Annotated in this window: 11 protein-coding genes and 1 pseudogene; 7 read left to right on the forward strand and 5 right to left on the reverse strand. The window is 70.8% G+C overall.

Translation table 11 applies throughout. The features are described from left to right. The first annotated feature begins 36 nt into the window (after positions 1–36). The 3 genes from IEY95_RS42215 to IEY95_RS42225 all read left to right on the forward strand — a co-directional run bounded on the left by IEY95_RS42215 (position 37) and on the right by IEY95_RS42225 (position 4,157). The gene (locus tag IEY95_RS42215) at positions 37–1,425 is read left to right on the forward strand and encodes an aldehyde dehydrogenase family protein (RefSeq protein WP_189191564.1); all 1,389 of its coding nucleotides are present in this window, start codon (positions 37–39) and stop codon (positions 1,423–1,425) included. 16 nt (positions 1,426–1,441) lie between these two features. Then, complete coding sequence (locus IEY95_RS42220) at positions 1,442–2,524, forward strand: Zn-dependent alcohol dehydrogenase (RefSeq protein ID WP_189191565.1); 1,083 nt, start codon at positions 1,442–1,444, stop codon at positions 2,522–2,524. 298 nt (positions 2,525–2,822) lie between these two features. Then, the gene (locus IEY95_RS42225) at positions 2,823–4,157 is read left to right on the forward strand and encodes an MFS transporter (RefSeq protein WP_189191566.1); all 1,335 of its coding nucleotides are present in this window, start codon (positions 2,823–2,825) and stop codon (positions 4,155–4,157) included. Positions 4,158–4,178: 21 nt separating this feature from the next. Here IEY95_RS42225 and IEY95_RS42230 read toward each other — a convergent pair whose 3' ends face one another. The 3 genes from IEY95_RS42230 to IEY95_RS42240 all read right to left on the reverse strand — a co-directional run bounded on the left by IEY95_RS42230 (position 4,179) and on the right by IEY95_RS42240 (position 6,779). After that, the gene (locus IEY95_RS42230; protein WP_373294657.1) at positions 4,179–5,141 is read right to left on the reverse strand and encodes a DMT family transporter; all 963 of its coding nucleotides are present in this window, start codon (positions 5,139–5,141) and stop codon (positions 4,179–4,181) included. 136 nt (positions 5,142–5,277) lie between these two features. After that, complete coding sequence (locus tag IEY95_RS42235) at positions 5,278–6,003, reverse strand: ArsR/SmtB family transcription factor (RefSeq protein ID WP_189191567.1); 726 nt, start codon at positions 6,001–6,003, stop codon at positions 5,278–5,280. Positions 6,004–6,137: 134 nt separating this feature from the next. After that, positions 6,138–6,779, reverse strand: coding sequence for a TetR/AcrR family transcriptional regulator (locus IEY95_RS42240; RefSeq protein ID WP_189191568.1), 642 nt, complete (start codon positions 6,777–6,779; stop codon positions 6,138–6,140). Positions 6,780–6,889: 110 nt separating this feature from the next. Between IEY95_RS42240 and IEY95_RS42245 the strand changes: the two genes are divergently transcribed. The 3 genes and pseudogenes from IEY95_RS42245 to IEY95_RS42255 all read left to right on the forward strand — a co-directional run bounded on the left by IEY95_RS42245 (position 6,890) and on the right by IEY95_RS42255 (position 9,098). Continuing rightward, positions 6,890–8,077, forward strand: a complete 1,188-nt coding sequence (locus IEY95_RS42245) for an acyl-CoA dehydrogenase family protein (RefSeq protein ID WP_189191569.1) — start codon at positions 6,890–6,892, stop codon at positions 8,075–8,077. A 102-nt stretch (positions 8,078–8,179) separates the two neighbouring features. Beyond that, positions 8,180–8,389 (forward strand): annotated as a pseudogene (locus IEY95_RS42250) (YiaA/YiaB family inner membrane protein); the annotation flags it as partial. Positions 8,390–8,471: 82 nt separating this feature from the next. Further along, complete coding sequence (locus IEY95_RS42255; protein WP_189191570.1) at positions 8,472–9,098, forward strand: TetR/AcrR family transcriptional regulator; 627 nt, start codon at positions 8,472–8,474, stop codon at positions 9,096–9,098. Positions 9,099–9,186: 88 nt separating this feature from the next. On the opposite strand, the gene IEY95_RS42260 is transcribed toward IEY95_RS42255, so the two are convergent. After that, a complete protein-coding gene (locus IEY95_RS42260) occupies positions 9,187–9,648 on the reverse strand; it encodes a MaoC family dehydratase (protein WP_189191571.1) in 462 nt (153 codons plus the stop codon). Positions 9,649–9,755: 107 nt separating this feature from the next. Here IEY95_RS42260 and soxR point away from each other — a divergent pair, with 107 nt between their 5' ends. Next, on the forward strand, positions 9,756–10,265 hold the full coding sequence (soxR, locus tag IEY95_RS42265) for a redox-sensitive transcriptional activator SoxR (RefSeq protein ID WP_189191572.1): 510 nt from the start codon (positions 9,756–9,758) through the stop codon (positions 10,263–10,265). 78 nt (positions 10,266–10,343) lie between these two features. Here soxR and IEY95_RS42270 read toward each other — a convergent pair whose 3' ends face one another. Next, positions 10,344–11,411, reverse strand: coding sequence for an RNA ligase (ATP) (locus tag IEY95_RS42270; RefSeq protein ID WP_189191573.1), 1,068 nt, complete (start codon positions 11,409–11,411; stop codon positions 10,344–10,346). Between the last annotated feature and the right edge of the window lie 191 nt (positions 11,412–11,602).

An 11,602-nucleotide genomic window follows, 5' to 3' on the forward strand; every position in this document is an offset into this window, starting at 1 on the left:
GGTGCGGATGATGCTGCCCCGCCCGGGAGGAACACGATGAAGGCACACGACGGCATGTACATCGACGGGGCCTGGCGCCCCGCCGCCGGCGCGGACACGATCGACGTCGTGAATCCCGTCGACGAGCAGGTGATCGGCCGGGTCCCCGCGGGCACCGCCCAGGACGTCGACATTGCCGTACGGGCCGCACGTGCCGCCTTCCCCGGCTGGGCCGCGACCCCGCCCGCGGAACGGGCCGACAGGCTCGCCGCCCTGCGTGACGTGCTCGTGGCGCGCAAGGACGAGATCGCGGAGACCGTCACCGCCGAACTCGGCTCACCGCTGCCGTTCTCGCAGATGGTGCACGCGGGCGTGCCGATCGCGGTCGCGGGCTCGTACGCCGAACTGGCGGCGACGTACGTCTTCGAGGAGAAGGTCGGGAACTCGACCGTCTACCAGGAGCCCGTCGGTGTCGTCGGCGCGATCACGCCCTGGAACTACCCCCTGCACCAGATCGTCGCCAAGGTCGCCCCGGCGCTCGCCGCGGGCTGCACGGTGGTGCTCAAGCCCGCCGAGGACACCCCGCTCACCGCCCAGCTCTTCGCGGAGGCCGTGGCCGAGGCGGGCGTCCCGGCCGGTGTCTTCAACCTCGTCACCGGCCTCGGCCCGGTCGCCGGACAGGCCCTCGCCGAACATCCGGACGTGGATCTGGTCTCCTTCACCGGCTCCACGGCGGTCGGCAAGCGGATCGGCGCGACCGCCGGCGCCGCGGTCAAGCGGGTCGCCCTCGAACTCGGTGGAAAGTCCGCCAATGTCGTCCTGCCGAGCGCCGACCTGGCCAAGGCCGTGAATGTCGGCGTCGCCAACGTGATGTCCAACTCCGGCCAGACGTGCAGCGCCTGGACCCGCATGCTGGTGCACACCGCGCGGTACGACGAGGCCGTCGAGCTGGCCGCGGCCGCCGCGGCGAAGTACGGCGACCGCATCGGCCCCGTCGTCAACGCCAAGCAGCAGGCGCGGGTGCGGAGTTACATCGAGAAGGGTGTCGCGGAAGGCGCTCGGCTCGTCGAGGGCGGCCCCGAATCTCCGCGCGAGCAGGGGTACTTCGTCAGCCCGACCGTCTTCGCCGACGTCACACCCGACATGACGATCGCTCAGGAAGAGATCTTCGGACCGGTGTTGTCGATCATTCGGTACGAGGACGAGGAGGACGCCGTCCGGATCGCCAACGGCACGGTGTACGGGCTCGCGGGTGCGGTGTGGGCGGGCGACGAGGCCGAGGCGGTGGCCTTCGCGCGGCGGCTCGACACCGGGCAGGTCGACATCAACGGTGGACGCTTCAACCCCCTGGCCCCGTTCGGGGGTTACAAGCAGTCGGGGGTCGGGCGCGAGCTGGGCTCGCACGGGCTGTCCGAGTACCTCCAGACCAAGTCCCTTCAGTTCTAGGCCCAGGAGCATTCACGTGGTTCGCGCTGCCGTACTTCCCGCCGTGGGCGCTCCGCTGGAGATCGCCGAGATCGACCTGCCTGAACCCGGTCCCGGGCAGGTCCGCGTCCGGCTCGCCGCCGCCGGGGTCTGCCACTCCGACCTCTCCCTGTCCGACGGCACCATGCGGGTGCCCGTCCCCGCAGTCCTCGGCCACGAGGGCGCCGGTACCGTCGTCTCCGTCGGCGAGGGCGTCACCCATGTCGTCCCCGGTGACGGCGTGGTCCTCAACTGGGCGCCGTCCTGCGGCAGTTGTCACGCCTGCTCGCTCGGCGAGGTCTGGCTGTGCGCCAACGCGCTGACCGGCGCGGGGGACGTGTACGCGCGCCGCGCCTCCGACGGGAGTGACCTCCACCCCGGCCTGAACGTCGCCGCGTTCGCCGAGGAGACCGTCGTGGCCGCCGGATGCCTCCTCCCCGTACCGGACGGTGTGCCCCTTGCCGACGCCGCTCTCCTGGGCTGCGCCGTTCTCACCGGATACGGCGCCGTCCATCACTCCGCCAAGGTCCGACAGGGCGAGACCGTCGCGGTGTTCGGGGTCGGCGGGGTCGGGCTCGCGGCCCTCCAGGCCGCCCGGATCGCGGGCGCGTCGACGATCGTCGCGGTCGACGTCTCGCCCGAGAAGGAGTCCCTCGCACGCCAGGCGGGCGCGACGGACTACGTCGTCGCCTCCGACACCACCGCACGTGAGATCCGCGCGCTGACCGGAAAGCAGGGCGTCGACGTCGCCGTCGAGTGTGTGGGCCGCGCCGTGACCATCCGCACCGCCTGGGACTCGACCCGGCGCGGCGGCCGCACCACGGTCGTCGGCATCGGCGGCAAGGACCAGCAGGTCACCTTCAACGCGCTGGAGATCTTCCACTGGGGCAGGACGCTCTCGGGCTGCGTGTACGGCAACTCCGATCCGGCGCGGGATCTGCCGGTGCTGGCGGAGCACATCCGCGCCGGCCGCCTCGATCTCGGCGGCCTGGTCACCGACCGGATCGCGCTCGACGGGATCCCGGCGGCCTTCGACAACATGATCGCGGGCAAGGGCGGGCGCGCGCTGGTCGTCTTCTAGGGTCTGTCCGGCGGATCAGGTCGGAGGAGAGCTGCGGTGCCTCATCAGCACAGATGGGCGCACCAGGCCCCGCGTCTCCGACACGATCCGCCGGACAGGCCCTAGTCCGGGTCCGTCCGGCACCCCGGCCGCCGAGCGCGGCCGGGGTCTTCGGCGTGCGCTCGGTCGCCCATCGTTGCCATGTGCAGGTAAAAACTGCTGCTGCACGACCCGTTGACCATCGTACCGTCCGGTCAGTATGTTCCCCGGAACCGCGGCCACCCCTGTTCCGTCCCCGCACCCACCGGAGTGTGCACGCATGGACACGGCACCTTCCGCACCATCCGCTCACCCTCGGTCCGCCACTTCCCCCGCTGTACGGAACCGACGCAAGGTGGCCACCGCGGCCGCGCTCGCCTCGGCCGTCGAGTGGTACGACTACTTCGTCTTCGGTATCGCCGCCGCCCTGGTGCTCGGCGACCTCTACTTCCCGGCGGGCAGCTCGTCCGCGGGAGTCCTCGCCGCCTTCGCGACCTTCGCCGTCGGCTTCCTGGCCCGTCCGCTCGGTGGAGTCATCGCGGGGCAGCTCGGCGACAAGCGCGGCCGCAAGCCCATGCTGGTGCTCGCCCTGACCCTGATGGGCCTGGCCACCACGGGCATCGGCCTGCTCCCCACGTACGACACCATCGGCATCGCCGCCCCGATCCTGCTCGTCGCCCTGCGCGTTGTGCAGGGCATCGCCGTCGGTGCGCAATGGGGCGGCGCCATGCTGCTCGCCACCGAGTACGCCCCCGAGGGCAAGCGGGGCGTGTACGGCAGCTTTGTCCAACTCGGCGTCCCCATCGGCGTGGTGACGGCCAACACCGTCTTCCTCATTGCCGGGGCGACCACCAGCGAGAGCGCGTTCGCGGCGTGGGGCTGGCGACTGCCCTTCCTGGTCGGCCTGTTCGTGCTCGGGCTTGCCTGGTACATCCACACCCGTGTCGAGGAGACTCCCGAATTCCGGGCCGCGGAGGCGGCGTTGGCGGCCGAAGAGAAGGGATCGAAGAGCTCTCCGCTGCGCACGATCCTGCGCGGGCACCTCGGCACGGTGTTCCTCGCGGGCGGCTCCTTCGCCGTGAACACGGCGACCTTCTACATCCTCATCACGGGCGTGCTCGACTACACCACCCGCGAACTCGACATGAAGCGCAGCGCGGTCCTCACCGTCTCGCTCTGCGTCAGCCTCACCCAACTGGTGCTGATCCCCGCGGCCGCCGCGCTCTCCGACCGCATCGGGCGCATCAGGATCTACGCGTTCGGGGCGGTCGGCATCGCGCTGTGGGCCGTGCCGCTGTTCCTGCTGATCGACACCGGCTCACTGGTGTGGCTGGCCGTCGGCACATTCGTCGCCAGTTGCTTCCTCAGCATCATGTACGGGCCTCAAGCCGCCCTGTTCGCCGAGCTGTTCACGCCCGAGATGCGGTACACGGGAGCCTCGCTCGGCTACCAGATCGCGGCCGTGTTCGGCGGCGGACTGGCCCCCTTCGTCATGGTGCTGCTCCTTGAGGCGACCGGCACGTCGATGGCCGTGTCCGCGTACATCATCGGGCTCTCTGCGATCGCCCTCGTCTCGATCAGGATCCTCGCGGGCCGGGCGGCGCAGGAGCACTGACGCAGGGCGGCGAGCCTTGCGTCAGGCTTGTTCCCGCTCGGGCTCGGGCCGCGGTTCCGGAGTGAGCTCCGGGGCCGCGGCCTTCCCGGCACGGGGACGGGAACGGGACACCGCCACACCCGCCAGGCACAGCGCCCCGCCCGCCAGGGTGAGCGTCCCCGGGACCTCGTCGAGGAACAGCCACGACATCAGCACCACGAGGGCGGGCACCGCGTAGGTCGTCGCGCCCATGCGACTGGCGGTCGTACGGGCGAGGGCGTACGCCCAGGTCGTGAAGGCCAGCGCGGTCGGGAAGACGCCCAGGTAGACCATGTTGAGGGTGGCCGAGACGGGCGCGTCGGCCGCCTCCTGGACGAGCTGCCCGGCGAAGGGCAGACACGCGACGGCTCCCACCAGGCAGCCGAACGTCGTGACCTGGAGTGCGCTCGCCCGGCCGAGCGCCGGCTTCTGCGCGACGACCCCGGCCGCGTAGCCCACGGCGGCGAGCAGACACAGGACGACCCCGAGGACCGAGGAACCGCCCTCGCCGGACATCGACAGCCCCACGGCGACCGCGCCGGCGAACGACACCGCCATGCCCGCCAGCAGTCGCGGCGGCATCGCGTCACCGAGCAGTCGGGAGCCGAGCAGGGCGATCAGGATCGGACCGATGTTCACCACCAGTGCCGCCGTGCCGGCGTCCACCTGCTGCTCGCCCCAGTTGAGGACGACCATGTAGAAGCCGAACCACAGCAACCCGGATATGGCGATCCCGCGCCAGGCCGCGCGTGGTGGCCACCCCTCTCTGCGCACGAGGCAGACGGCCCCGAGCGCGACGGCTCCCGCCAGTAGCCGCCCCAGCGCCAAGGCGCCCGGCGAGTACGCGGCGCCCGCGCTCCGGATCGACACGAAGGCCGAGGCCCAGAGGACGACGGTGACGGTCGCCGCGCCCGCGGCGAGCAGTTCCGCGCGGCGGGGATGCGGTGCGCGTCGGGTCATGGTCATCATGCTCCTGAGGCTAGGCAGGGGTGCGGGACGGGGGCTGGCGGATTTCGGACGTGGTGATGGCACGTGTGGGCACGGGCAGGGTGTCTTCGCTTGTCATGAGACGCGTGAGCGACGCATGAGTGGGGGCACGTGATCAGTGGAGCGCGGTCGGCTCGATTCCGAGTAGCTCCGCGAAGGCGCGTTCGCCCTCCGAGGTCACCTTGACCGCCCGTTCCGAGCCGATGCGTACGCACCACTGTGCGTCCAGGGCGTGACGGCACAGCGCCGCGCCGGCGGTGCCCGCGAGGTGGGGGCGACGCTCCGTCCAGTCGAGGCAGGCGCGGGTGAGTGGGCGGCGGCCGGTGCGGTCGAGGCCGATCCCCGCGCTGTCGAACCACCGCAGTCCCGCGTCCGTGAGCGCGAACCCGGTGTCCTGGCGAAGCAGTCCCTGCCCGGTCAGGGCATCGGTGAGGGCGATGCCGAGCCGCCCCGCGAGGTGGTCGTAACACGTGCGACCGCGCGCCATGGCCGAGCCCGCGCTGGACTCCCGCAGGGTGCGTGGACGTTCGGCCGCAGGTGGTCTCACATGGGCGGCGAGGTCCTCGACGAGCTGGGCGACCCGGGCGTCGGCCAGCCGTACATAGCGATGACGGCCCTGTCGTTCCTCGGTGAGGAGGCCGCCGGTCACGAGCTTGCCGAGGTGCTCGCTGGCGGTCGACGGCGCGACCCCGGCGTACCGCGCCAGCTCACCCGCCGTCCACGCCCGCCCGTCGAGCAGCGCCAGCAGGAACCCGGCCCGCGTCTCGTCCGCCATCAGCCCGGCCAACGCCGCGAGTCCCGGGCCCACCGGATCCTTCGGCCTCGTCATGCTCCCCAGCATGCGACATGAACGCTTCGGCGGGGACCGAAAGGTTGCGGTGGATTGCGGGGCGAAGCCCCCAGGCGATGAGGGGCCCCTGCTCGAGCGAAGCCGGAGAGCTTGGGGGGAGGGTGGGGCGGAGGGGGCGAAGCACCTCAGTCCCCACGGGTCGCCCGCTCATACTGCAGCGCCAGCCCGTCCAGCAACGCGCTGAGCCCCGTCTCGAACGCCCGCTCGTCGATCTTCTCCTGCTGCTCGGCGAGGAGATGAGCCTGCCCCAGGTGGGGATAGTCGGCGGGATCGTACGCGGTCGCGTCGTCGACGAAGCCGCCCGCGAACGAGCCGAGCGCGGACCCCATGATGAAGTACCGCATCAGCGCCCCGATCGACGTGGCCTGAGCCGCCGGCCACCCCGCGTCGACCATGGCCCCGAACACCGCGTCGGCAAGACGGAGCCCGGCGGGCCGGCGTCCGGGGCCGCGTGCGAGGACCGGGACGATGTTCGGATGGTCGCGCAGCGCCGCCCGGTAGGAGACGGCCCAGTCGTGCAGAGCGGTACGCCACTCGCGGCCGTCCTCGAACATCGACAGATCGACCTGCGCGCTCACCGAGTCCGCGACCGCCTCCAGGATCTGGTCCTTGGTGCGGAAGTGGTTGTAGAGCGACGGTCCGCTCACCCCCAGCTCGGCGGCGAGCCGGCGCGTCGAGACGGCCGCCAGGCCCTCGGCGTCCACCAGGGCCCGTGCCGTCCGGACGATGCGGTCGGTGCTGAGGAGAGGCTTGCGCGGTCGGGCCATGGCGCACATAGTAGGGCTGCACATGAAACTAGCAGTGCTAATTTAAATGTACGGCTTTCAATGGATGGCTTCCGAAGGCCGCCGTCCGTCTATCTGTGGGGTGACTCGGCATGAACCTGGAGCTCAGCGAGGAGCAGACCGCCGTCCGGCAACTCGCCAAGGACTTCGTGGACCGCGAGATCGCCCCCCATGTCATCGAGTGGGACCGCGCCGAAGAGGTCGACCGGTCCCTCGTGAAGAAGCTCGGCGAGGTCGGCTTTCTCGGCCTCACCATCGACGAGGAGTACGGCGGCAGCGGCGGCGACCATCTCGCGTACTGCCTCGTCACGGAGGAGCTGGGCCGCGGAGACTCCTCCGTGCGCGGAATCGTCTCCGTCTCGCTGGGCCTGGTCGCCAAGTCGATCGCGCACTGGGGGAGCGAGGAGCAGAAGCGGCGGTGGCTGCCGGGACTGACCTCCGGTGAGTACGTCGGCTGCTTCGGGCTCACCGAACCCGGCACCGGCTCGGACGCGGGCCATCTGTCGACGAAGGCCGTGCGCGACGGTGGGGGTACCTCCCGCTCGAGCGAAGCCGAGAGTGGGGGAGACTACGTCATCAACGGCACCAAGATGTTCATCACGAACGGCACCTGGGCCGATGTCGTGCTGCTCTTCGCCCGGTCCACCGACGCCCCGGGCCACCAGGGTGTCTCCGCCTTCCTCGTGCCGACGAACACCCCCGGCCTGTCCCGTCGCACCATCCACGGCAAGCTCGGTCTGCGTGGGCAGGCCACCGCCGAGCTGGTCCTCGAGGACGTGCGCGTGCCGGCGAGCGCCATGATGGCGCCCGAGGGCAAGGGGTTCGCCGTCGCCATGTCCGCGCTCGCCAAGGGGCGGATGTCCGTGGCCGCGGGCTGCGTCGGGATCGCCCAGGCGGCGCTGGACGCGGCGGTGGGCTACGCGACCGAGCGCGAGCAGTTCGGAAAGACCATCGCCCATCACCAACTCGTGCAGGAACTGCTCAGCGACATCGCCGTCGATGTGGACGCGGCCCGCCTGCTGACCTGGCGGGTCGCCGATCTCGTCGACCGTGGTCTGCCGTTCGCGACGGAGTCCTCCAAGGCCAAGCTCTTCGCCTCCGAGGCCGCCGTGCGCGCCGCGAACAACGCCCTCCAGGTCTTCGGCGGCTACGGCTACATCGACGAGTACCCGGCGGGGAAGCTGCTGCGCGACGCCCGCGTGATGACGCTCTACGAGGGCACGAGTCAGATCCAGAAGCTGGTCATCGGGCGTGCGCTGACGGGAGTCCCGGCCTTCTGAGCAGCCCGATCGGAAGGGCGCTCCCGGTGTTCTGAGTACGTCGTCTGAGTATCCGAACGGATGTGGTGGCGACCGCGTCGTCCGACCCTGGTCGGCATGAACATGAATGGGACACCGGTCAAGCAGCAGTCGACCGCGGCCTTCTACGGCCAGGCGGTCGCCTCGTTCTCCGTCGCCATCGTCGCGACCGCCATCGGCATCTTCAAGCTGGAGGCCGACGCCTGGGTGCGCTCCTTCCTGGGCGTCGCCGTCCTCTATCTGGTGACCTCGTCCTTCACGCTGGCCAAGGTGATCAGGGACCGTCAGGAGGCGGTGCGCTGAGCGGGACGCTAAGCGCTCGCTCAGGTTCAGGGGTATGGTGTTCACCCTGGCAGTGGAGAAGGGGCGAACAGCGATGAGTACGGCGGAGGAGACGGCCGGCGCGGAGATGCAGCCGTGGGCCGAGGTCACCCCGGACGCGGCCCGACGGCTGCTCGTCGCCGCCGTGGAGGCCTTCGCCGAGCGCGGATACCACGCGACGACGACCCGGGACATCGCGGGCCGCGCGGGCATGAGCCCGGCCGCGCTCTACATCCACTACAAGACCAAGGAAGAGCTGCTCCACCGCATCAGCAGGATCGGCCACGAGAAGGCCCTCGACATCCTGCGGACGGCCGCCCAGGGGGAGGGTACGGCGAGCGAGCGCCTTGCCGACGCCGTGAGTTCCTTCGTTCGGTGGCACGCGGGCGGTCGCACCACCGCGCGGGTCGTGCAGTACGAACTGGACTCGCTCGGTCCGGACGCCCGCGCCGAGATCATCGCCCTGCGCCGCCAGGTCGACGCCGAGGTGCGCGGCATCATCGAGGAGGGCGTGGCCGCGGGTGACTTCGATGTCCCGGACATCCCCGGCACCACGCTGGCCATCCTCTCGCTCTGCATCGACGTGGCCCGTTGGTTCAACGTCAATGGCCCCCGCACCCCGGACGAGGTCGGCGCGCTGTACGCCGACCTGGTCCTGCGGATGGTCGGGGTCAAGGAGTGACCGTGCCCCGTCGGGGAGGCGAGGGACGGCGCGACGAGCCGCGAGCGACCCGCGGTGGGCGGGCGGCTCACAGCTTTCGGCGCCGCTCTCAGAAGTAGTACCGAGACACCGACTCGGCCACGCACACCGGCTTGTCCCCGCCCTCGCGTTCCACGGTCACCGCAGCGGTGACCTGGACTCCGCCCCCGGCCTCGGTCACCTCCGTGAGGACCGCCGTCGCACGCACCCGCGACCCCACCGGCACCGGCGCGGGGAAACGCACCTTGTTCGAGCCGTAGTTGACGCCCATCTTCATGCCCACGACTCCCATCACCTGCGGCACCAGCGCGGGCAGCAGCGACAGCGTGAGATAGCCGTGCGCGATCGTCGTTCCGAAGGGGCCCTCGGCCGCCTTCTCGGGGTCCACGTGGATCCACTGGTGGTCGCCCGTGGCTTCCGCGAACAGGTCGATCCGCTTCTGGTCGATCTCCAGCCAGTCGCTGTGACCCAACTGTTCGCCCACCGCCGCCTTCAGTTCGTCGGCGGACGTGAAGATCCTCGGCTCTGCCATGTCCCTGGCCTCTCGCGTCGCAATGTCTAAGCGACTGCTTAGCATGGTCGGGTGGGGGGCTCCTGTCAACGCATGGCGGGTGTGCCGCGGTGGGTTAGGTTCGAGGGGTGCCCCAGATTCCCGAGAAGGTCCACGAACTCACGGTCGGCCAGCTGTCGGCCCGCAGCGGCGCCGCCGTCTCCGCCCTGCACTTCTACGAGTCCAAGGGCCTGATCAGCAGCCGCCGCACCACTGGAAACCAGCGCCGCTACCACCGCGACGCGCTGCGCCGTGTCGCCTTCGTGCGCGCCGCGCAACGTGTCGGCATCCCGCTCGCCACCATCCGCGATGCCCTCGCCGAACTCCCCGAGGAGCGCACCCCGACGCGGGAGGACTGGGCCCGGCTCTCGGAGGCCTGGCGCTCCGAACTCGACGAGCGCATCAAACAGCTGAGCCGGCTGCGGGACCACCTCACGGACTGCATCGGCTGCGGCTGTCTGTCGCTGGAGAACTGTGTGCTCTCCAACCCGGACGACGTCTTCGGTGACCGTCTGACCGGCTCCCGTCTCCTGGTGGAACGCGCAGGCACCCAGCGGAAGCGGCAGGAGCGGCAGCGGGAGTCCGAGGACTGCAGCTGAGCGCGGTCGTGGGGGCTCCGCACAGTGACACGGTGACCGCGCGCGTACGGAGCCCCGCAGGCTCCGTACGCCCGCCCCCTACTCGTACTCCGTGCCGCCCTTGCGCGTCAGATACGCCGGGCTGACCGCCTTCGCTATCGCCCGGCCGCCCGTCACCGGGCTGTACCGCTCGGTGGCAGGGCGGATCACGAGGCCCTCGCGCAGATGCAGCTCGCGCCCGGACACGGTCTCCCGACCCGAGGCGACCTCCAGGACGCGCTCGATGTCGTACGGGCCCTCGTACAGCCGTGGCACCAGCGGGAGTTCGCCGTCCAGCAGGGCCGCCGCGTCCAGCCAGCGGATCCCGCCGTCGACCTCCGCGGACACGTCGAACACGGCGTAACCGATCGTCTCGCGGCGGCCGTCGGCGCCGTACGACAGGTCCTGTACGCCCGCCCCGTACACCTCGCCGAAGATGCCGACCCGGCGCGCGCCCAGCCGCTCGGCGAGCCGGGCCGCGGCCTCCGCGACCGCGTGGCCGTGGACGGCGCGCCAGTACAGATTGCGCGGGTCCTCCTTCAGCGCCAGGGACTTGGCGCCGAAGCCCTTCGACGAGACGTACACGCGGCCCTCGTCGGCGACATAGGTCAGCAGGCAGGCCGAACCGTGCAGCTTCTCGGTCAGCACGACAGGCTCGCCGGGGACGAAGATGTCCGGGTAGCGCTGGATGTTCTCGATGTCGACCCAGGGCAGCAGATCGGCCGCGGATTCGACGTCGCCGTTCATCGTGGGCGGGATCGGCGGCACCCACTTGACGATGCCGAGCGCCTCGGCGAAGTCGGTCCCGTCCTCGGCGGCCTTCGTCAGGTCGACGTCCGTGAGTGCCTTCGGACGGCACACGATCCCCTGCGACAGCTCACCGCGCAGCCGTACGGCCGTGACCCGGTCCGACTTGCTTCCCGCCAGCCGCCCGGTCAGCCCCAGCTCCTCGATCAGCTCGGCCGGGAGTACGGACTGCTCCGGGATGTAGACGGCGCGCTCGCCGGTGCGGTAGGCGCCCTTGGCGACGACGGCCCGGTACAGGCCCACCTGGGCCAGTTCGAGCGCGTCGGCGTTCGGATGCTCATGGATGGTCAGCAATTCGGCGGTGACTCGCAGCGTCGACATGTCGGGACTCCTCGGGTTCCTCAGCCGGGTTTCATCGCCCCCAACTGTCCGGAGGAGAAAGCGCTGGAGCGAGTGGATTTGCGGCTGGTAGCGTCGGGCGGCCGCCGCCGAAGTCCTCGGCCTCCCCTAGGTCCTGTCGTCAAATTCCCGTCGTCCGCCCGGAGGGCGGGCCCTGCGGCGTCAGGTGCGTG

This window comes from Streptomyces albiflavescens, assembly GCF_014645835.1.
GTDB lineage: Bacteria > Actinomycetota > Actinomycetes > Streptomycetales > Streptomycetaceae > Streptomyces > Streptomyces albiflavescens.